We start from the raw sequence: 19,981 nt of genomic DNA on the forward strand, positions 1-19,981 counted from the left end.
GCGTTGAGGTCCATGCAGGTGGAGATGAAGTCGACGCCCAACTCCTTCATCTGGGTCACCTCTGGGGCGATCCCGTTGGGGAGCCCGTAGCCCAGGCTGTCGTTGAAGTAGGCCATCTCGGCGCCAATGTCGGCCGAGTAGAGGTCGATCGAGGCGGCGACCGACTGGGCACAAACCTTCGAGTTCTCGCTGACCCCGTAGCCCAGTGACGCCACTTTGGTGGCACCGGCGATCTTGACCGTGTAGGGCACCCCCCGTTGGGTGCAAGTGGCGCACATTGACGCGAAGTGTCCGAAGAGGTTGGTTCGGTTGGCTGATTCTGTGGCATGAATGTTCCACACGAAGTTGGGGATCCCACTGTCGTTCAGGTCCCCCCAGCCGCTGGCGATCAGGGTGGCGTTGAACACGCCGAAGACATTGTCGGCGGAGATGACCTCCAGGGCCCGAATCTGATTGCTGAACAGCTCATCGTCGAGCACCTCACTAACCCGCAGTTCTCGCCCGAACAGGCCGCCTTCGGCGTTCCGGAAAGCGAAGTACGCCTCAACGCCGTGGAGGTAGCAGTCCAGAATGCACGTCCCCAAGGGGTTGTTGGTTCGGATGCCGATGACCGCGAAGGCGATCTCGTCGTCGTCCACGCCGGGCACCCCTTCGACTGGTTCGAAGGTGAAACGGGGATCCGGAGGCTCAGTGGTCGTTGTCGTGGTCGTGGTGGTTGTCGTGGTCGGGGTAGCCGTAGTTGTTGTCGTCGTGGTCGGGGCCGCGTCGTCAGCAACACCGGTTTCTTCTGGGCAGTCCTCCCTAACGCAGGCGAGCAGGTCGCCGTACAAGAGGGACTTGGCCAGTGCCTCGAGCATGTCGCGGACGTCGCGGGGCACGGCGTCCTTGTGGTCGTGGTACGGAGTCAGCATCACCATGCCGGCGCTATTCCCAGACAGAAAGACCTGGCCCTCGATCCCTGCCCTCTCCGAGAACGACCGGACGACGACGTGGCCGAACGGCGATGTGCCGACCTCCATGTCCATCCAGCGGGGCTCCTTCATCGCACTGGAGACCAGGCAGGGTCGGGCGTCGCTGACCGTGTACCACTGGTCGCCCCCGACGCCGATACACAGGACGCCGGGCTCGGCGGCCACCTCGAGCAGGGCGTCGGCGTTCGAACGGGCACCGGCGGCGAACACGACGTCGGCGCCGGCGTCCATGGCCTCGCGTGCCGCGGCCGCACCTTCGTCGGCGTCGGCAGTGACGCTGACCACCTCGACGGCGGCATCCACGTGTGCGACACCGTTGGCGAAGCCGGCCGTGTAGTCCCCGGACATCGGGTCATCGGCGTCTAGCACCACGGCTACGGTCCGGGAGGAGGTCACCGACGCGGCCAGGGCACCGGCTAGGAACCCGGCCCGGTCCTCGCCGAAGGGGACACCGGCGAGGTTGGGGAGGGACACGTCGTGGGCCTGGTCGGCGCCGATGAAGTCGACGTCCGGGTGCTGTCCAGCAGCGGCCTCGGTGGCGGCGGCCATGCCGGCTCCGACGGTGACGATGGCGTCACAGCCGGCGTCCACGAAGAGGGCGATTTCCTCGGAACCGTCCGAACCCTCCCGTGCCTCGACGTAACCCGTCCGGAACTCCGGGTACTCGGGGCGCGCCTGGGCCCGCAGGTTCATCATGGAGCGGCGGCCAAACTCGAGGTTCATCCAGGTCTCCTCGTTGAACGCCTTGTCCTTGCGGCCGGCCGACGTGGTGACCAGGCAGGCGTCGAAGGACTCCTCGGACGTCCACGCCTCAGTCGTGGTCGTAGCCGGTGCCGTGGTGGTAGGCGCCTCGGTGGGTGCAGGCGCGGCGGTGGTCTCTGGAGCCGAGGTGGTGGTTGTCGGTGCGGCTGTAGTGGCCGCCGCCGCTTCGGTCGTTGCAGGTGGAGCGGTGGTGGCCGGCGTCGCGGTTTCGGAGCCACCCGCACATCCCGAAGCGACCAACAGAACAGCCAAGAGGATCCTGAGACGTGTCATGGCCCCAGTGTGACACTCAAACTGTTGGCAGGCGAAAGGGTCACCAGGACGCAGTAGATCGTGTGCTCTGGCCGTATTCGGAGCCTTGGTGTAACTGGTCGACCCCGAAAGCGGGGCCGAAAGCATGAATCTGACCAGTCCTCTAATCTCGATGGCTCGATGCATACGAAAACGATTGGGAGACAATCATGAAGGTTCTAGCCACTACCGCTTGGGACGTAACACCAGCCCGAGTTCCTGACTTTCTTGCTAACTGTGGACGCGCCGCCGAGATTCATCGGCGCCTCGGTGCCGAAGCGGTCCACCTGATTCAGTCCATGGCCGGGCCTGTTCCCGCACTGACCTATGCGCTGATGTTTCCGGACGGGGCTACCTATGGAGCCTTCATCGACACCATCAGTACCGACGAGGAATGGCTTGCTTTCTGGGCTGAAGCATCCGCGGGAGAGCGGTACGCAACCATCGTCTCCCAAAGCGTCGGTACCGACCTGTTCTCCTAGAACGAGGGACGAATCGAGGGGCTAACTGGCGAGCACCAGCGCAACGACCAACACGACAAAACCGAAGGCGACCGGCATTCCTACTGGCCGCCAAATAAAATTCTGGTCGGGATGGGCGGATTTGAACCGCCGACCCCCTGCTCCCAAAGCAGGTGCGCTGCCTGGCTGCGCCACATCCCGGATCGACGGCCAGTGTACGAGTCGCCCGTGGTTCGCCGGGCCGCCGTGCCGGGCGCTCGGGAGGGCACCGCCAGAGCACCGTCCGAGGGTGACGTGTCGGCGTGCGTGCGCGATCCTGTCGGGGCGCACCAGCCAGTAGCCGGAGGCACCGACGCCGATGAGCGAGCCGATCTACGACGCCCGGACCTTCTGGGAACTCCTGGAACGACGGGTGTCTGCCAGCCCGGACCGGGCGTTCCTGATCCAGGGCGATCGGACGGTGACCTTCGGCGAGGCTAAGGAGCGGGCCGAACGCGTGGCCGCCGGATTCGCCGCGATGGACATAGGCGAGGGCACGCCGGTCACGTGGGTGCTGCCGACCCGAATCGAGACCGTCGTGGCGTCGTTGGCGCTGTCGCGCCTCGGCGCCGTCCAGAACCCGATCATCCACATCTACCGGGACCGCGAGGTCGGCTTCTGCATCCGACAGACCGCCGCCGAGTTCGTCCTCACCCCCGGTGAGTGGGGTGGGTTCGACTACCAGGCAATGGCCGAGAGGGTCACGACCGACCTCGACCGTCCGCCGACGATCCTGGACGTGTCGGCCGGCCTCCCCGAGGGCGACCCGTCAATGCTGTCGGCGGTTCCCGCTACGCCGGACGACGGCGAGGACCTGATCCGCTGGATCTACTACACCTCCGGCACCACCTCGGACCCGAAGGGCGTGCTCCACACCGATGCCAGCCTGATGGCCGGCGGTGTGGGCCTCGCCATGGCCCTGGACATGCAGCCCGACGACGTCGGCTCGATCGCCTTTCCCTACGCCCACATCGGGGGACCCGACTACCTGGTCTGCCTGCTGGCCAACGGCTTCCCGGCGGTGCTCCTCGAGAAGTTCGACCTGATGGTCGCCATCGACGAGTTCCGACGGCACGGCGTGACCATGGCCGGTGGCACCACCGTCTTCTACACGATGTTCCTGGGCGTCCAGCGCCAGCAGCCCGACGAGCCCATCATCCCCACGTTGCGGATGCTCTCCGGCGGCGGGGCCCCCAAGCCCCCCGAGGTCTTCTTCGAGGTGCAGGCCGAGATGGGAATCCCGGTCGCCCACGGCTACGGCATGACCGAGAGCCCGATGATCTGCCAGGGCTCACCGCACGACAGCGACGACCAGCTCGCCCACACCGAGGGCCACCCCGTGTTCGGCGCAGAGGTGGCCATCTGCCGGCCCGACGGCAGCGAATGCGACCGTGGCGAGGAGGGCGAGGTCCGGATCTCCGGACCGCAGCTCTTCAAGGGCTACAGGGATCCGACGCTGGACGCCGAGGCGTTCGACGACGAGGGGCGGTTCCGCAGCGGCGACCTGGCGGTCATGAATCCCGATGGACACGTGAGCCTCACCGGTCGGGTCAAGGACATCATCATCCGCAAGGGCGAGAACATCGCCGCCAGGGAGATCGAGGACGTCCTCTACGCCCACCCGAAGGTGGCCGCCGTGGCTGTCATCGGCCTACCCGACGCCGAGCGGGGAGAACGGGTGTGCGCCGTGGTCGAGACGACCGACGGCGCCGGGGACCTCACGCAGGCCGAGATGGTCGCAGCCTGTGCAGAGGCGGAGCTCATGGTCCAGAAGGTGCCCGAGCAACTGGTGGTGCACGACGGACCGATGCCGCGCAACGCCACGATGAAGGTCCTCAAGTACGAGCTGAAGGACGCCCTGGCCGGGATTCCCTGGCCGTAGTCCGGCACTCCCGTTCTGGTGGCCGGAGAGGCCCCTAGCGCCCGGTGAAGTTTCCGGCCCGCCGCTCCCTGAAGGCCGCCACGCCCTCCTCGGCGTCGTCCATGGCCGCCAGCTCGGCCTGCTTGGGACCCAGCGCGGCTATGCAGGCCGCCTCCCCGTCGCGGAGGTAGATGGCCGACGACGCCTTGGTGGCCTGGACCGCCTTCGGTGCGCCCTCGCAGATCTTCTCCGCCAACTGGATGGCCCGATCCAACTGCGTACCCGCCGGCACCACCTCCTGCACGAGGCCGACGCGTCTGGCCTCCTCGGCGTCGAACTCGTCCGAGGTGAGCAGGTGGTACATGGCGTTGCCCCAGCCGCCGCGGTCCACGAACCGGATGGTCGCCCCACCCGCCGCATGGATCCCCCTGAGCGGTTCGAGCTGGGAGAACCGGCAGTCGTCGGCTGCCACCACGATGTCGCCTGCCAGCATCATCTCGATTCCGAGGGTGTAGGTGACGCCGTGCACGGCGGTCACGATGGGCTTGCGGCAGCGTCGCCCAAGGGCCATCGGGTCCACCCGCTCACCCTGGGTTGACCGCCTGCCGTCCTTCATGGCGTCGCGGAACTTGGGCAGGTCGAGGCCGGCTGTGAAGTGCGCACCGTGGCCGAAGAGCACGCCGCACCAGAGGTCCTCGTCCTCGTCCAGGCGCTCGAACGCCGCCACGAGCTGGCGGGCCATCTGCGGCGTGTACCCGTTCATCTTGGCCGGGCGGTCCAGGCCCATGAGGAGGATCCGGCCGCGGACCTCGGTGGTGACGCCGCCGTCGGCGGGGTCGAGTGGCCTCTCGTCGCTCATGGTGTCCTCCTGATGGTCGACCCCGGAACTCTGCCGGATCGACCGCCCGGGAGGCGAATCAGGCGGCGGCCCGCACCGCCTCACGATCCAGGAGACGCTCCTTGATGGGCAGGCCGAAGGCGTAGCCACCCAGGCTCCCGTCGGACCGCAGCACCCGGTGGCAGGGGATCAGCACCGGGATGGGGTTGGCGCCCAGGGCGGTGCCGACGGCCCGCACGGCGTTGGGGCGGTGCACGGACCTGGCCAGGTCGGCGTAGGTACGGGTCTTCCCGGCGGGAATGGTCAGACAGGCCTCCCAGACCGACACCTGGAAGGGCGTGGCACCGCGGAGGTCGAAGGTCAGGGCGCTGCGGTCACCGGTGTTGAAGGAGTGCTCGATGGCGTCGAACAGGTCGTCCGGCATGGCGTCGGCTAGTGCCGACGGTCTGCCGGTCCGATCGTGGTGCTCCTCGCGGAACCGGGCGAAGGTCTTCAGGTTCGCGAAGCCCGCCCCGGCTATGCCGTGGTCGTTGTAGGCCACCCACAGCCCACCGATCGGTCCGGCGATCTTCGCGATCTCATCGACGGGCTCCCCGCCGACCTCCTCCTCGGTGCCGCTCATGCAGGTCCCCCTCAACGGGTCGTGGGTGTGTGCCGACAACTCTCGCGCAAAATGCTGTGACGCGCATCACACCGGCCAAAAAGTTTTCGCTCAGGCGAAAGTTCGTGGAACTGCAGGTGCCGGGGATGCTGGCCACCCTGTCGGGCTGACCCGTCCCGTCGGACTGCCGACCGGTCAGTGGTCGGCGAGGCCGGTGCGCACGATCACCAGCGGGCAGGGGCTGTGGTGGGCGATCGCCTGGCTGACCGAGCCGAGACGCAGGCCTGCGAAACCGCCGCGGCCGCGGTTGCCCACAACCAGCATGGTGGCGCCCTCGGCGGCGGTCATGAGGGTGTCGGCCGGCCGGCCCTTCTGGAGGACCCGCCGGACCTCCACCTCGTCACCGAAGTCCGAGGCCTCGACCGCCGACTCGATCACCTCGCCCTGCATCTTCTCGACCTCGGCAGCCAGGTCGAACGAGTCGAGGGGCACGTAGCCGAGGTCGGGCGCTGCCGGGACGTAGGTGGGGGAATAGCAGGTGACCACCTCGATGACCGCACCCCGATGGTGTGCCTCCTCGAGGGCCCAGATGAGGGCGGCCCGGGCGTAGCCCGACCCCTCGACGCCGACGACGATCCGCCGTTCCGGTCCGTCCGACATGGGCAGTCCTTCCTGCTCGCCGGCCCCGGTCGACACCGGGCCCCGCTCGGAGCATAGGACAGGCTGCCAACCCCTACGAGAGGGCTCCCTCGACCTTGGCCATCGCCTTCTCCTCCGGGGTGTTCAGGGCGAACGCCAGCTCGGAGACGAGCACGTCCAGTGCCTTTGTGTACAGCATCTTCTCGCCGGCCGACAGGCCCTTGGCCTGATCGCGCAGTGCCAGGTTCCGGACCACCTCGGCGACCTGGTAGACGTCCCCGCTCTTCAGCTTCTCCTGGTGGTTCTTGAAGCGCCGCGACCAGTTGGCCGGCTCCCGGATGTCCCGCTTCTGGAGCACCTCGAAGAGGTCCTTGACGTCCTCCTTGGAGATCGGCCAACGCATGCCCACGTCCTCGGCGTTGGCGACCGGTACGGCCAACGTCATCTCACCGTGGGCCATCCGGAGCACCAGGTACTCGGTGGTCTTGCCGGTCGGATCCTTGCGCTTCTCCTTCTTCTCGATGACCGCTGCACCGTGGTGCGGATAGACGACCTTGTCGCCGGGTTTGAACATCGAAGGAGCCTCCGGGGCTGGAACGTGACGGGGCAGGATATCGCGTGGTCGGGTGCCGATCCGCTGTGACCGATGACGCCCCAGCGGCAAGTCCGACGGGTCAGCCGCCGAGGCGCGTCCGGGCGTCGCTACTGCGCTGGAGCAGGTGCTCGGGCACGCCGAACCGGTTTCCCGCTGCCACCTCAACGGGACCATCGCCCTCACCGGAAGCTTCGGGCGCTTCGAGGGCTTCGAGGGCCCGGCGCTCGGCCTCGGCCCGGTCGAGCTGGAAGCGGCCCCAGTCGCCCTCGTGGCAGAGGTGCTCGTGGCTGACCTGGCCCATGCGCACGCCGTTGTCGAAGTCCACCCAGTAGCGGTACCAGGTGAAGCCGTTGGCCACCCGCACCTTGCCAATCGTGCCCTCCGGGACGCCGGGAAGGTCGACGGTGGCGACCACCTTCCTGAACCGCTTGATTGGCAGCGTGCGATCGATCGTCTTGGGCATGGGCGGGGATCCTCAGCGGAGCAGATCGTACGTGACGGGCGAACGCTACCGGCCCGCCGACCGGCCTGTGACGACCAGGTCCACCAGTTGCCCTACCGCGTCGTCGACGGGCACGTCGTGGCGTTCGCCGTCGGCCCGGGCGGTCAGCTCGACCACCGAGTTCTCCAGGCCCCGCGGGCCGATCGTCACGCGGAGGGGGATGCCGATCAGCTCGGCGTCGGCGAACTTCACGCCGGGACGGCCATCCCGGTCGTCCAGCAGCACGTCGACGCCGGCGGTCAGGAGCTCGGCGTAGAGCCGTTCGGCGCATGCCATGGACTCCTCGTGGTCGACCTTCACGACGGTCAGCACCACCTCGTAGGGTGCGACGCTCATCGGCCACACCAGGCCGTTCTCGTCGTGGTGGGTCTCGGCCACGGCGGCCATGGCCCGGCCCACCCCGATCCCGTAGGAACCCATGGTCGGAACCCGGTTCGCGCCCTCGGCGTCCAGGACGGTCACGCCCATGGCCTCGCTGTACCTGCGGCCCAGCTTGAAGATGTGGCCCGCCTCGATGCAACGCGCCACCCGCAACGGTGCGCCGCACGAGGCACAGGCCTCTCCGTCCAGGATGCCCCGAACGTCCACCCAGTGGTCGACGGCCACGTCCCGGTCGACGTCCACGCCCTGGAGGTGCACGTCGTCGTCGTTGGCACCCGTTGTCATGCCCGACCGTCCACGCAATGCCTCGTCGGCATAAATCGTCAGATCGGTGACCCCCACGGCGCCCAGGCTGCCGGGCGAGGCACCCATGGCGGCCCGGATCTCGTCGCCGTCGGCGGGAACCACCTCGACGGCACCAGTGGCATCCACGAACTTCTGCTCCAGGAACGGGTGGTCGCCCCGCAGCATGATCAGGGTGAGCACCCCGTCTACCCGGTAGACGAGGGTCTTGAGCTGGTGTTCGGGCGGGTGCCCGGCCTCGGCGAGGGCGGCAATGGTGCGGATGCCCGGGGTGTCGAAGCGCTCCGGTGCGTCGCTGCCCGGACGGTTCTCCACCTCGGGGAGCGCAGCGGTCGCCCGCTCCACGTTTGCCGCGTAGCCGCAGCCTTCGCAGATCGCCACGTCGTCCTCGCCGGCCGACGACTCGACCATGAACTCGATCGAGGCGCTGCCGCCCATGGCCCCAGACGAGGCCTCCACGGGGACGGCATCCAGGTCCAGGCGACCGAAGATCTTCAGGTAGGCGTCGTGGTGGAGGTTGAACGACCGGTCCAGACCCGCATCGTCCAGATCGAAGGAGTACGAGTCCTTCATGGCGAACTCCCGTACCCGGAGCAGGCCCGACTTGGGTCGGGGCTCGTCCCGGAACTTCCACTGGATCTGGTACCAGAGCTGGGGGAGGTCCCTGTAGGAGTTGAGTTCCCGGGATATGCCGGCGAAGACCTCCTCGTGGGTCATGCCGAGTGCCAGGTCGGCTCCCTTCCGGTCCGTGAGGCGGAACATCTCCTCGCCCATCGACTCCCACCGGCCGGAGGCCTGCCAGACCGAGGCGGGATGCATGGCGGGCAGCAGGAACTCCTGGGCCCCGATGGCGTCCATCTCCTGGCGGATGATCTCGCCCACCTTCTGGTGGACGCGCCAGCCCAGTGGCAGCATCGAGTAGTGCCCGGACTGCAGTTGGCGCATGAAGCCGCCACGCACGAGCAGGCGGTGGCTGACGGCGTCGGCCTCGGCCGGGGCGTCGCGCAGGGTGGGGATGAACAGCGACGACCAGCGCACCGGTCGGGCCTCCTCGGTGGCGGTCTGAAGTGCGTCGACACCCTACCGATTGGGGCAGGTTCCGCCGGGTTACGAGGTGACCGATGCCCCAGTCGACCGCTTCGCCTCGATCCGGGCGCCCGTGGCAGACTCCGCGCATGAGCGACATGACCACCGCCGAGGTACGTGCCGAGCTGGACGCCTGGCTCGAGGAGAACTGGGATCCCGACCTCACGGTCGCCGACTGGTGGAAGCGCCTATACGAGGCCCGCTGGACCTCGCCGGCCATGCCGGTCGAGGCCGGCGGGAGGGGCTACGGCCGCAGCCTGACCGCCGAGGTGTCGACCGGGCTGGCCGAGGCGAACGTGGTCGGGCCACCCGCCGGCCTGGGCCTGATGCTCGCCGCCCCGACCATCGCCGTGCACGGCACGCCCGAACAGGTCGACCGCTACATACCGGAGATCCTGGACGGCACCGCCGCCTGGTGCCAGCTGTTCTCCGAGCCGGGAGCCGGCTCTGACCTGGCAGGCTTGCAGGCGAAGGCGGTTCGGGACGGCGACGAGTGGATCATCACGGGCCAGAAGGTCTGGACGTCGGGCGGGCACATGGCACAGAAGGGCATGCTCATCGCGCGCACGGACCCCGACGCCCCGAAGCACCAGGGCATCACCTACTTCGCCATCGACATGGAACAGCCCGGCATCGAGGTCCGGCCGTTGCGGGAGATGACCGGGCAGGCCCTTTTCAACGAGGTGTTCCTCGATGAGGCCCGAGTACCCGACGACGCCATCATCGGTGGCCCGGGTGCCGGTTGGGCGGTCGCCAACACCACGCTGGCCGTGGAACGGGCCAGCCTGGGTGGCGGTGGCAGACACCCGATCTCGGTACCGCCGGGTTCGATTGCGGGTCGGCTCGAGAAGCGGGTCGGGGACTTCACCGAGCGGGTCAACCGAGGCCCCGACGGCGAGGGCGGTCGTGGCATGGGCACCGACGCCCTGATCGGCATGGCCCGCGACGCCGGCAACGCCGACGACCTGGTCGTCCGCCAGGAGATCGCCAAACTCCACATCCTGGGAGAGGTGAACCGCCTCAACATGCTGCGGGCCAAGTCCGGCGGGAGCCGGACCGGGGCCGAGGGCAACTTGGCCAAGTTGGCCATGAGCGAACTGGTCCGCCGCAGCCGCGACGTCGGCAACCTCATCATCGGGGCCGACGGGATGCTCGCCGCCAGCGAGAGCGCCACCGGCGGCATCGTCCAGGAGGTCACGGTGTTCAGCCCGGCTCCGGCCATCTACGGCGGCACCGACCAGGTGCAGCGCAACATCATCGGCGAGCGGGTCCTGGGCCTCCCAAAGGAGCCGGGTCCGCCCAAGGAGACCCCGTTCCGGGAGTTGCTCCAGAACTAGGACGCAGCGTCGGCCCTCCGGTCGGACCGCTTACGCCGTGAGCGGAATGCGGCGGCCAGATCCAGGACGCCGGGTCGGCTGTCAGACCGGCGCTCGGGCGCCCACCCGCGCCAGATGGTCTCCGAGTGCGCTGCGGACCGCCCCGGGTTCCTCCATCATCGGCGCGTGGCCTGAGTCGGGGAGCTCCACGATGTTGGCTCCGGGCATGGCGTCCACCAGAGGCTGCGCGGACCTCCGTGGGGTCATCCGGTCGAGCGACCCGAGGATGAGGGTCACCGGGCACGAGGCGGCACCGGCTGCGGCCACCGCCCCCTCGTAGGCCACACATGCCCTGAGGTCGGGACCCAGCACCCCCGTAGGGCACGTCTCGATCACCGCACGGCTGGTGCCGGTCATGGACAGGCCCGGGGTGGGGTTGAGGCCGAACTTCTGGTCCGGGCCGTGCATCCATCCGGCCATCAGCGCTGCGGCCAGGGGGTCGTCGGCGTCTGCGGCGGCCTGGAGGTCAGGGTGGACCGCCATGGTCGCACCCACCCCCAGCAGCACCACGGACGCGATGCGGTCGGGTGAGGTGGCCGCCGCCTCCAGCGCGATGAAGGCGCCCATGGAGTGGCCGATCAGGTGGATCCGGTCGCCGAGGGCGTCGGCGAGGGCGGCCGCCCATGCGGCGAGGTCGCCGACGGAGGTCAACGCCGGACCCTCGGAGTCACCGTGTCCGGGGAGGTCGACGGCCAGTGCCCGCGTGCCGTGGTGGGCCAGCCAACGGGTCTGCTGCGACCAGACCGACCGGTCCATGCCGGCCCCGTGGAGGAGCACGACCAGCGGGGCGTGGGCGACCTCGTCGCGGTCTATGGCCACGGCACCGGTGGCGGCGTTGACGGTGCGCCCGTCGACGGAGAACTGCACGGTTCCGCCCCCTAGCGTTGCGAGGCCCGCAGGGCCTGGGACAGGTCGTCGCAGATGTCGTCCGGATCCTCCAGGCCGACCGACAGGCGGACCAACTCCTCGCCGATGCCGGCCGCGGCCAGGTCCTCGTCGCTCATCTGCTGGTGGGTGGTCGAACCGGGGTGGATGACCAGGGTCTTGGCGTCGCCCACGTTGGCCAGGTGCGAGGCGAGCCCCACCGCCTCTATGAACTTCCTTCCTGCGTCGCGTCCGCCGTGTACGCCGAAGCTCAGGATGGCGCCTGCGCCCTTCGGGTAGAGGCGCCTGGCCAGGTCGTGGTCGGGATGGCTGGGGTGCGCCGGATGCCGGATCCACGACACGGCGTCGTGGGCGTCGAGCATGTCGATAACCCGGTGGGTGTTGTCGACGTGGCGGGCCATGCGTACGGGAAGGGTCTCCACGCCCTGCAACAGGTAGAAGGCGTTGGCCGGGCTCATGCAGCCACCGAAGTCGCGCAGACCCTCGGCCCGGGCCCGCATCGACAGGGCGGCTGGTCCGAACTCCTCGGTGAAGGTGATCCCGTGGTAGCCGTCGTAGGGCTCCGAGAGGGTGGGGAACTTCCCGTCGGCGGCCCAGTCGAAGCGGCCACCGTCAACGACGATCCCGCCGATGGCCACGCCGTGGCCACCCAGGAACTTGGTCACCGAATGGATGACGATGTCGGCACCGTGCTCGATGGGTTGCATCAGGTAGGGCGTGGCGAACGTGGAGTCCACCGCCAGGGGCAGGCCTGCGGCGTGGGCCACCTCTGCCACCGCGGCGACGTCCAGGACCTCGATGCCGGGGTTGCCGAGGGTCTCGGCGAACACCAGGCGCGTCTCGGGCCGGATGGCCGCGGCGAATGCCTGCGGGTCGCGCGGATCCACGAACGTGGTCGTGATCCCGAACCGCGGCATGGTCAGGTTCAACACGTTGTGGCTACCGCCGTAGATGTTCCGGCTGGCCACCACATGGTCGCCGGCGCTCATGATCGTGGCCATGGCCAGGTGGAAGGCGGCCTGGCCGCTGGCGGTGCACACTCCTCCCACGCCACCCTCCAGCGATGCGATGCGCTCCTCCAGCACGGAGACCGTCGGGTTGGAGATGCGCGAGTAGAGGTGGCCGCTGACCTCCAGGTTGAACAGCCCGGAGGCGTGGTCCACGGAGTCGAACACGTACGAGGTGGTCTGGTGGATGGGCACCGCCCGCGAACCGGTGACCGGGTCGGGTCGCTGGCCGGCGTGCAGGGCGCGGGTGTCGAAGCGGTGGCTGTCGGGTTCGACCATGCCCCGAATCTAGGTCAGGTTCGGGGAGGTGGGCTGCCCCGACAGGGCGATGGGTCCGATCGGGCCGCGGTGAGGCGGTCGGAGTCCCCTCGGGGGTCCGACCGCTCCGGTGGAAGGCCTCAGCAGGAGACGGCGGCGGCCAGCCGATCCAGGGCGTCGTCGGAGCCGATGGCCACGATCACGTCGCCCTCGGCGAACGGCCGGCTGGTGACGTCGTCGGTGTGGAACCGTGCGGTGGTGTCACGGACGCTTAGTACCACGGCGCCGGTCTCCTGGCGGATGGTCAGCTCGTCGATGGTCTGGCCCACGAACACGCATCCCTCGGGCAGTCGGATCTCCCGGAGCTTCGCCTCGAACGTCCCGTCGTGGACCACGACGTCCACGAAGTCGGCCACGTTGGGCTGGATGGCCAGGCTGGCCATGCGGGACCCGCCGATCTCGTAGGGGTTGACGGCCCTGTCGGCACCCACCTGGAGCATCTTGGCCATCGCCTCGGGGTCGTCGGCACGCGACACGATGAAGAGGTCGGGGTTCATCTTCCTGGACGACAGCGTTACGTAGAGGTTGTCGACGCTGGTGCCGAGGGCGGTGACCAGGGTGGCCGCCCGCTCGATGCCGGCCTGTCGGAGGATCTCGTCGCTGGTGGCGTCACCCAGCACGTGGAGTACGTCCCGGTCGCTGAAGCGGGCGGGGTCCCGGTCCACCACCACCACCTCCTGTCCGATGGACCGGACGAACCCGGTGATCGCCTGGCCCACACGGCCCGTGCCGCAGACGATCAGGTGGCCGGCCATGGAGTCGATGGTTCGTTGCATGCGGTACCTCCGGAACTGGCCGGTGAGCCGGCCCTCGACGATGCTCTCGATCACCGACGTGGCGCCGTAGAGCATCGAGCCGGTGCCCAAGACGATGAGCACCGAGGTGAACGCCTTCCACGCGGTGCCCGGGTCGCCGTCGGCGATCTCCCGGAACCCGACCGTGCTGACGGTGATGATGGTCTGGTAGACGGCGTCGACTGCCCCCAGGCCGAGGATCGAGTAGCCGACCGTGCCCACCACCAGGACGCCGACGAGGAGGGCGGCGGCGATCGCCAGGTGGCCCCAGGTGTCGGGGCGCACGCGAGCGAACATGCCCGCAGGGTAGGGCAACACCGGTCCCGGGTTCCGCGTCCATACGGTGCAGGGTGCTACGTGCCTACGGCGTCGCCTTCCGTGTCTAGAGTGCGCGGCCATGCGCATCGGATTCATCGGCTTGGGAAACGTCGGCGGCAAGTTGGCTGGCAGCCTCCAACGCAACGGCTTCGACCTGACGGTGCGCGACCTGGACCCCTCAGCCGCCCAGCCGTTCCTGGACGCCGGTGCCTCCTGGGCCGAATCCCCCGGGGAGATTGCCGAGGACTGCGACACGGTCATCACCTGCCTGCCGTCGCCTGCCGCCTGCTCCGAGGTGATGGAGGCCGACGACGGGATCCTGGCGGGACTGTCGGCGGGCAAGGTCTGGATGGAGATGAGCACCACCGACGAGGCCGAGGTGCGTCGGATGGGCGCCCTGGTGGCCGCCACTGGTGCCGAGCCGATCGACTGCCCGGTGTCAGGGGGGTGCCACAGGGCCGCCACCGGCAACATCGCCATCTTCGCAGGCTGCGAGCGGGAGGTCTTCGACCGGATCCTGCCCGTGCTGACCGCCATGGGTCGCAGGATCCTGCACACCGGACCGCTGGGTTCGGCCTCGGTCCTCAAGGTGGTCACCAACTACCTGGCCACCGCCAACCTGGTCTCGGTGGCCGAGGCCCTGACCACGGCGGCCGCCGCGGGGATGGACCTCAACACCACCTACGAGGCCATACGCATCTCGTCCGGCAACTCCTTCGTCCACGAGACCGAGGGCCAGGTCATCCTGAACGGCAGCCGGGACATCAGCTTCACCATGGACCTGGTGGTCAAGGACATCGGGCTGTTCGACGAGGTGGCCCGTCGCCACGACGTCCCCCTGGAGGTCTCGCCTCTCCTCCGGCAGATCTTCGAGGACGGCCAGGAGCGGTTCGGCCCCCGCGAGTGGTCGCCCAACATCATCCGTCGCCTCGAGGAGCCGACCGGCCTGGACGTCCGGGCGCCCGGGTTTCCGGCTGAGATCCTCGACGACGAGCCCGAGGAGCCCGGCTACGAGGTCGTACCACCGCGATGACCGACGTGCCGGCGACCATGACCGCCCTGCACCTGGTGGGCAACGGCGGGCCGGAGATGCTGGTGCTGCGCCACGACGTGCCGGTCCCGGTGCCCGCCGACGACGAGGTCCTGGTTCGGGTCCGGGCCTGCGGGATGAACAACACCGACGTGAACACCCGGGTCGGCTGGTACTCCAAGTCGGTGACCGCGGCGACCGGGTCGGATGGCTTCGGCGCCGCGGCGGGCGACGATGGCACGTGGGGCGGCAGTGGACTCACGTTCCCACGAATCCAGGGCGCCGATCCGTGCGGCGAGGTGGTTGCCGTCGGTTCGGACGCAGACGAGGCCCTCATCGGCCGCCGGGTGCTGGCCGACGGCTGGATCCGCGACGTGGACGACCCGACGGACCGTTCGAAGGCCGGGTACCTGGGCTCGGAGCGGGACGGTGGGTACGCACAGTTCTGCGCGATCCCGGCCCGCAACGTCTACCCGGTGGACAGCGGGATGACCGACGTCGAGCTGGCCTCGTTCCCCTGTTCGTGGGCCACCGCCGAGCACATGCTGACACGACCGGCGCTGGCAGCGGGCGAGACGGTGGTGGTCACCGGTGCGTCGGGAGGCGTCGGCTCGGCGCTGGTGCAGCTGTCGAGGTTGCGGGGCGCCCGGGTGGTGGCTGTGACCAGCGCAGCCAAGTTCGCCGACGTGGCCGCCTGCGGGGCCGATGTGTGCGTGGACCGGGCGTCGGCCGACCTGGCGGGAGCAGTCGCCGAGGCGGCCGGCGGTCCGGTGGATGTCCTGGCCGACGTCGTGGGTGGCCCGGACTTCGCCCCCCTCCTGGAGGTCGTGCGCCGTGGCGGCCGCTACACGACGGCGGGGGCCATCGCCGGGCCGATCGTCGACCTCGACCTCAGGACGCTGTACCTGAACGACCTGGAGCTGTACGGCTGCACGGTCTACGAGCCGGCCGTGTTCGAGGCGCTCGTCGGATTTCTGGAGCGGGGCGAGGTGAGGCCGGTGGTGGCTGCCACCTGGCCGCTTTCGGAATTCCACGCCGCCCAGGAGGCGTTCGTGGCCAAGGCCCACACCGGGGCGATGGTCATCACCATCGACTGACCGTCCGGACTGCGACGGGACACCTTGGCCGAGTGACCGCCCGGAGAGCGACTGGATTAGGCGATCGGTGGCTCGTCGGCGTGGAGGGGCGCGTAGAAGTCCAGGTTTTCCCTGAGCAGGTCGAACACAGAGATGTCGGTCTCGGGGAGCTCGCCCTCGTGGTCGCCGGCTGGCTCGGTCCTGTCTCCCCATTTAAGGGCGATCGAGCCCCACGTCACGCCACCGCCGAAGGCCGTCAGGACGATCGTGTCGCCGGGTTCCACCCGTCCGGCGTCCAGGGCGTCGCTGACGGCCATCGGGATCGAGGCCGCCGCCGTGTTGCCGAGCTCGCCGATGTTCATGAACACCCTGTCCGCGTCGATGCCGAGGCGTCGGGTGGCCGACTCGATGATCCTGGCATTGGCCTGGTGGGGGACCACCAGGTCCACGTCGTCGACTGTCAGGCCCGCCCGCTCCAGCACCCGGGCCGCTGACGCCGAGATGTTCTGCACCGCGATCTTGAAGACCGCCTGGCCCTCGAAGTGGAGCCGGTAGACCTCCGGGTCGTTCGTCGGTCCCGGCTCCCCCTGTGAGCCCATCGACCTGATGAGCATCGTCGAGCCCTTGCCGCCGTCGGCGCCCAGGTCCACGGCCAGCACGCCGGCACCGTCCTCGGATGGCTCGAACACGGCGGCGCCCGCACCGTCGCCGAACAGGATGCTGGTACCCCGGTCCCGGTAGTCCATGGTGTAGTGGAGCTTCTCCGCTCCGATGAGCAGGACCTTCTCGGCGAACCCGGCCTGGATCAGCCCGGCCACGACCGAGGTGCCGTAGACGAAGCCGGAGCAGGCGGCGTTCAGGTCGAAGGCGGCGGACCTGGTGGCGCCGATGCGGTCCTGGACCATGGCCGCCGTGCTGGGACAGAGCAGTTCTGGCGTGCAGGTGGCGACCACGACCAGGTCGATCTCGCCGGCTTCCAGGCCTGCACAGGCCAGGGCCCGTCGGGCCGCCAACTCGGCCATGTCGGTGGTCTCAACGTGGGAGAGCCTGCGGTTGTGGATGCCGGTGCGCTGCACTATCCACTCGTCGCTGGTGTCCATGAGCCGCTCCAGGTCGGCGTTGGACAACGTCACCGGCGGCACGCAGCGCCCCCATCCGGTGATCACGGCTCGCGTCGGCATGGAACGAGTTCCTACCACGTCACCCCCTTCGGCTCCTGAGGCGAGGTTCTGCCGGGGCGAACGTCCCGGTGCTGGGAGCGTCCGTGGCTGTAGGTTCGGCGACCGTGTCCGTCGACCAGATGTCCCTCTTCACGGCCCTGCTGGCACTCGGGGCCCTTGCCGTCACCATCGTGGTCGTGGTCGTCGGGGCGACCGCCGCGGGCCGCCGGCGCCTACATGGCCTGCGGGCCGACGCGCTGCGAATGGCGTTCTCGGTCGCCGCCGTGTCGACGGCCGGCAGCCTCTGGTTCTCGGAGGTGGGTGGGTTCCCCCCGTGCGAGCTCTGCTGGTACCAGCGGATCGCCATGTACCCGCTGGTCGTCATCCTGGGCGCGGCGGCGTGGCGGGGCGACCCGGATCCCCGTTGGCGGGTCCTGCCGATGTCGCTCGTCGGGATGGCGCTGTCCGCCTACCACTACCAACTGCAGCTGTTTCCGGACCAGGGATCGTCCTGCGACATCGCCGCTCCCTGCACGCAGCAGTGGGTGGACGAGTTCGGGTTCGTGTCCATTCCGTTCATGGCGTTCTGCGGGTTCGCAGTGGTGACGGCCCTGGTGCTTGCCTCGGGTGCCGCTGACCGTGACACCACGTTGTCGACCCGCGAGGATGCACGACCATGAGCCAGCGCCGATGACCGACATTCCGACCCCGGGGGCCACCGATCGTTCCGGCCCCGGACGCACGATCCTGCTGGCGCTGGTCGGGGCCGTGGCACTGGCCCTGGTGGCAGCCCTGACCCTCGGCGGCGGCGACCCGCCGGGTGACCCGGATGGCTTGGAGACCGGCCCGGTCGCCGTGTTCGGCGAGGGCCTGCCGGCGTTCGAGGAGACGAACGGCGACGATGCCGTAGGCCTCGTGGCGCCGGACTTCGACGCCACGACCTTCGACGGTGGCTTGGTGCAGGTCCGTCCGGGCGACGGGACGGGCTACGTGATCGCCTTCTTCGCCCACTGGTGCCCGCACTGCCAGGCGGAGGTCCCGAAGTTGACCGAATGGATCGGGCGGTACGGCATCCCGTCCGACGTCGAGGTGGTGGCCGTCTCGACGGCCGTCTACCTGGATCGTGGGAACCTGCCCCGGGCCTGGTTCGCTGCCGAGGGTTGGCCCGAGCTGGTGCTGCGCGACTCCGACGACTCGGAGGTGGCCGAGGCGTACGGGCTGCGGAGCTTCCCGTACTTCGTGGTGGTGGGGACCGACGGGCGGGTGCGGGTCCGGGTCAGCGGCGGCCTGCCGCCCGACGGCTGGACCTACCTGCTGGACCAGGCGACCCGGTCAGGCGCCGTACCGACCGGCGAGGACGCCACCTGAGTCAGCCTGTTCAAACCGGGTTGCCCCGAGGCCGCCGCTCGATGACATGCTCGACGGCGTGAGCCCAGTAGATCCCACCTCACAGGCTGGTGGGCATTCGCAGCCTGATGCTGGTAGCGGGGATGGCTGGTCGACGGTCACCGTGGCGGGGCCGGCCGGCCCGATCGAGGTCCGATCCGTCGGAGACGGGCCTGCGGTCGTGATGGTTCCCTCCCTCGGGCGTGGCGCCGTCGACTTCTTACATCTGGGGCGGAGCCTCTCAGCAGGGGGCTATCGGGCGATCGCCCCCGAGCCGCGGGGCATCGGCGGCAGCACCGGGTCGCTCGAGGGAGTGTCGATGGCCGACCTGGCGGGCGACACCGCCGTGGTTATCGAGGCGCTCGGAGTTGGCCCGGCCACCCTGGTCGGCCATGCCTTCGGCAACCGGGTCGCACGGCTGGTTGCGGCACTGCACCCGGGCCAGGTCGAGAGCGTCGTGCTCCTGGCGTGCGGCGGGAGGGTTCCGGCAGCACCCGAGCACAGGGCGGCACTTCGAAGGGTGTTCGACGTCGACTCGTCACCTGAGGAGCACCTCGCAGCGGTGGGCGCCGCGTTCTTCGCTCCGTGTAACGACGCTTCGGTGTGGGCCGGCGGATGGCACCCTGTGGTGGCCCACCACCAGGGCCGTGCCGTGGCCGACGACGACATCGAGGTCTGGTGGACGGCCGGATCGGCCGACGTACTTGTGCTGCAGCCCGCCGATGACGTCGTCGCTCTGCCGGCCAACGCCCGGAGCATCGTCGACCTGTTGGGCGACCGGGCATCGTTGGTGGTGGTCGCCGACGCCGGCCACGCCCTTCTTCCCGAGCAGCCACAGGTGGTGGCCGACACGCTGCTCGAATGGTTGCGCGACAGGAGTCGTAGAACGGGACAATAGGGGCCAAATGTCCAATCTTGTGCAATCAGGCAACGGCGCTTGGGTCCGAATCGAGTGGGATGTCTGAGATGTTGAGCCTCTTGACATGTGAGTATTACTAACATAAGTTTTGTCAATAAATATGGAGAGTCCACCCTCGGTAAGGTTGCCGGTAACAAGGGTGCGACTCGCAGGAGAAGTCTCTATGTCTGCACCAGTCCACGTGTACAAGGCCTACATCAAGGCCGACCTCGACGAGGTCTGGCGGGCAATCACCGATGGAGACCTCACCGCTCAATATCGCGGACCCTGCCATCCCGATCTCGGCATGGCTGAGTACGGCACCGGGGTCAAGTCCGATTGGAAACCGGGTTCCCTAGTCCAGCACCTCACCCGTGACGGCAGTGTCGTCGCCGACGGCGAG

General features: G+C 68.9%; 20 protein-coding genes and 1 tRNA gene. 9 read left to right on the plus strand and 12 right to left on the minus strand.

The window, feature by feature from the left end:
* The coding region (locus MK177_09280; protein ID MCH2427509.1) for a BMP family ABC transporter substrate-binding protein at positions 1–2,006 on the minus strand (2,006 nt) is incomplete at its 3' end.
* A 188-nt stretch (positions 2,007–2,194) separates the two neighbouring features.
* Here MK177_09280 and MK177_09285 point away from each other — a divergent pair.
* Positions 2,195–2,506, plus strand: coding sequence for a hypothetical protein (locus tag MK177_09285; GenBank protein MCH2427510.1), 312 nt, complete (start codon positions 2,195–2,197; stop codon positions 2,504–2,506).
* 103 nt (positions 2,507–2,609) lie between these two features.
* On the opposite strand, the gene MK177_09290 is transcribed toward MK177_09285, so the two are convergent.
* A tRNA-Pro gene (locus tag MK177_09290) sits at positions 2,610–2,686 on the minus strand.
* Between the two features lie 157 nt (positions 2,687–2,843).
* Between MK177_09290 and MK177_09295 the strand changes: the two genes are divergently transcribed.
* A complete protein-coding gene (locus MK177_09295; protein MCH2427511.1) occupies positions 2,844–4,406 on the plus strand; it encodes an AMP-binding protein in 1,563 nt (520 codons plus the stop codon).
* Between the two features lie 34 nt (positions 4,407–4,440).
* On the opposite strand, the gene MK177_09300 is transcribed toward MK177_09295, so the two are convergent.
* The 6 genes from MK177_09300 to MK177_09325 all read right to left on the minus strand — a co-directional run bounded on the left by MK177_09300 (position 4,441) and on the right by MK177_09325 (position 9,282).
* Positions 4,441–5,244 carry a crotonase/enoyl-CoA hydratase family protein gene (locus MK177_09300; protein ID MCH2427512.1) on the minus strand — a complete coding sequence of 268 codons (804 nt, stop codon included), beginning with the start codon at positions 5,242–5,244 and terminating at the stop codon, positions 4,441–4,443.
* Positions 5,245–5,302: 58 nt separating this feature from the next.
* Positions 5,303–5,845 (minus strand): methylated-DNA--[protein]-cysteine S-methyltransferase, encoded by a 543-nt coding sequence (locus MK177_09305; protein ID MCH2427513.1) that lies wholly within the window; start codon positions 5,843–5,845, stop codon positions 5,303–5,305.
* 174 nt (positions 5,846–6,019) lie between these two features.
* On the minus strand, positions 6,020–6,484 hold the full coding sequence (locus MK177_09310) for a universal stress protein (protein MCH2427514.1): 465 nt from the start codon (positions 6,482–6,484) through the stop codon (positions 6,020–6,022).
* Between the two features lie 73 nt (positions 6,485–6,557).
* Complete coding sequence (locus tag MK177_09315) at positions 6,558–7,037, minus strand: CarD family transcriptional regulator (protein MCH2427515.1); 480 nt, start codon at positions 7,035–7,037, stop codon at positions 6,558–6,560.
* A 100-nt stretch (positions 7,038–7,137) separates the two neighbouring features.
* A complete protein-coding gene (locus MK177_09320) occupies positions 7,138–7,521 on the minus strand; it encodes a hypothetical protein (protein ID MCH2427516.1) in 384 nt (127 codons plus the stop codon).
* 45 nt (positions 7,522–7,566) lie between these two features.
* Positions 7,567–9,282: a proline--tRNA ligase gene (locus tag MK177_09325; protein ID MCH2427517.1), complete on the minus strand. Its 1,716-nt coding sequence runs from the start codon at positions 9,280–9,282 to the stop codon at positions 7,567–7,569.
* Positions 9,283–9,419: 137 nt separating this feature from the next.
* Here MK177_09325 and MK177_09330 point away from each other — a divergent pair, with 137 nt between their 5' ends.
* Positions 9,420–10,667: an acyl-CoA dehydrogenase family protein gene (locus MK177_09330; GenBank protein MCH2427518.1), complete on the plus strand. Its 1,248-nt coding sequence runs from the start codon at positions 9,420–9,422 to the stop codon at positions 10,665–10,667.
* Positions 10,668–10,748: 81 nt separating this feature from the next.
* Here the strand turns inward: MK177_09330 and MK177_09335 are convergent, their stop codons facing one another.
* From MK177_09335 to MK177_09345, 3 genes are all read right to left on the minus strand, one after another.
* The gene (locus MK177_09335) at positions 10,749–11,573 is read right to left on the minus strand and encodes an alpha/beta hydrolase (GenBank protein ID MCH2427519.1); all 825 of its coding nucleotides are present in this window, start codon (positions 11,571–11,573) and stop codon (positions 10,749–10,751) included.
* Positions 11,574–11,584: 11 nt separating this feature from the next.
* Positions 11,585–12,877 carry an O-acetylhomoserine aminocarboxypropyltransferase gene (locus MK177_09340; GenBank protein MCH2427520.1) on the minus strand — a complete coding sequence of 431 codons (1,293 nt, stop codon included), beginning with the start codon at positions 12,875–12,877 and terminating at the stop codon, positions 11,585–11,587.
* A gap of 119 nt (positions 12,878–12,996) precedes the next feature.
* Positions 12,997–14,007, minus strand: coding sequence for a potassium channel protein (locus MK177_09345; protein ID MCH2427521.1), 1,011 nt, complete (start codon positions 14,005–14,007; stop codon positions 12,997–12,999).
* Positions 14,008–14,107: 100 nt separating this feature from the next.
* Here MK177_09345 and MK177_09350 point away from each other — a divergent pair, with 100 nt between their 5' ends.
* Positions 14,108–15,061: an NAD(P)-dependent oxidoreductase gene (locus MK177_09350; GenBank protein MCH2427522.1), complete on the plus strand. Its 954-nt coding sequence runs from the start codon at positions 14,108–14,110 to the stop codon at positions 15,059–15,061.
* A complete protein-coding gene (locus MK177_09355; protein MCH2427523.1) occupies positions 15,058–16,155 on the plus strand; it encodes an alcohol dehydrogenase family protein in 1,098 nt (365 codons plus the stop codon). Before MK177_09350 ends, MK177_09355 begins: the two co-directional genes overlap by 4 nt.
* Before the next feature lie 56 nt (positions 16,156–16,211).
* Here the strand turns inward: MK177_09355 and MK177_09360 are convergent, their stop codons facing one another.
* Complete coding sequence (locus tag MK177_09360; protein ID MCH2427524.1) at positions 16,212–17,315, minus strand: ketoacyl-ACP synthase III; 1,104 nt, start codon at positions 17,313–17,315, stop codon at positions 16,212–16,214.
* Between the two features lie 104 nt (positions 17,316–17,419).
* Here MK177_09360 and MK177_09365 point away from each other — a divergent pair, with 104 nt between their 5' ends.
* The 4 genes from MK177_09365 to MK177_09380 all read left to right on the plus strand — a co-directional run.
* Entirely contained in the window at positions 17,420–17,974 is a 555-nt protein-coding gene (locus tag MK177_09365) for a disulfide bond formation protein B (protein MCH2427525.1), read from the plus strand.
* 10 nt (positions 17,975–17,984) lie between these two features.
* Positions 17,985–18,662 carry a TlpA family protein disulfide reductase gene (locus MK177_09370; GenBank protein MCH2427526.1) on the plus strand — a complete coding sequence of 226 codons (678 nt, stop codon included), beginning with the start codon at positions 17,985–17,987 and terminating at the stop codon, positions 18,660–18,662.
* 202 nt (positions 18,663–18,864) lie between these two features.
* Positions 18,865–19,578 carry an alpha/beta hydrolase gene (locus MK177_09375; GenBank protein ID MCH2427527.1) on the plus strand — a complete coding sequence of 238 codons (714 nt, stop codon included), beginning with the start codon at positions 18,865–18,867 and terminating at the stop codon, positions 19,576–19,578.
* A gap of 184 nt (positions 19,579–19,762) precedes the next feature.
* On the plus strand, positions 19,763–19,981 hold a 219-nt coding region (locus tag MK177_09380), incomplete at its 3' end, for a hypothetical protein (protein ID MCH2427528.1).

The sequence above is a fragment of the Acidimicrobiales bacterium genome (genome assembly GCA_022452145.1).
GTDB lineage: Bacteria > Actinomycetota > Acidimicrobiia > Acidimicrobiales > MedAcidi-G1 > UBA9410.

Bases quoted from the DNA above. Each gene is read 5' to 3' on its own strand.
- MK177_09285 (MCH2427510.1), top strand. From the start codon at position 2,195: ATGAAGGTTCTAGCCACTACCGCTTGGGACGTAACACCAGCCCGAGTT.
- MK177_09295 (MCH2427511.1), top strand. From the start codon at position 2,844: ATGAGCGAGCCGATCTACGACGCCCGGACCTTCTGGGAACTCCTGGAA.
- MK177_09300 (MCH2427512.1), bottom strand. From the start codon at position 5,244: ATGAGCGACGAGAGGCCACTCGACCCCGCCGACGGCGGCGTCACCACC.
- MK177_09305 (MCH2427513.1), bottom strand. From the start codon at position 5,845: ATGAGCGGCACCGAGGAGGAGGTCGGCGGGGAGCCCGTCGATGAGATC.
- MK177_09310 (MCH2427514.1), bottom strand. From the start codon at position 6,484: ATGTCGGACGGACCGGAACGGCGGATCGTCGTCGGCGTCGAGGGGTCG.
- MK177_09315 (MCH2427515.1), bottom strand. From the start codon at position 7,037: ATGTTCAAACCCGGCGACAAGGTCGTCTATCCGCACCACGGTGCAGCG.
- MK177_09320 (MCH2427516.1), bottom strand. From the start codon at position 7,521: ATGCCCAAGACGATCGATCGCACGCTGCCAATCAAGCGGTTCAGGAAG.
- MK177_09330 (MCH2427518.1), top strand. From the start codon at position 9,420: ATGAGCGACATGACCACCGCCGAGGTACGTGCCGAGCTGGACGCCTGG.
- MK177_09340 (MCH2427520.1), bottom strand. From the start codon at position 12,877: ATGGTCGAACCCGACAGCCACCGCTTCGACACCCGCGCCCTGCACGCC.
- MK177_09345 (MCH2427521.1), bottom strand. From the start codon at position 14,007: ATGTTCGCTCGCGTGCGCCCCGACACCTGGGGCCACCTGGCGATCGCC.
- MK177_09350 (MCH2427522.1), top strand. From the start codon at position 14,108: ATGCGCATCGGATTCATCGGCTTGGGAAACGTCGGCGGCAAGTTGGCT.
- MK177_09355 (MCH2427523.1), top strand. From the start codon at position 15,058: ATGACCGACGTGCCGGCGACCATGACCGCCCTGCACCTGGTGGGCAAC.
- MK177_09360 (MCH2427524.1), bottom strand. From the start codon at position 17,315: ATGCCGACGCGAGCCGTGATCACCGGATGGGGGCGCTGCGTGCCGCCG.
- MK177_09370 (MCH2427526.1), top strand. From the start codon at position 17,985: ATGACCGACATTCCGACCCCGGGGGCCACCGATCGTTCCGGCCCCGGA.
- MK177_09375 (MCH2427527.1), top strand. From the start codon at position 18,865: ATGGTTCCCTCCCTCGGGCGTGGCGCCGTCGACTTCTTACATCTGGGG.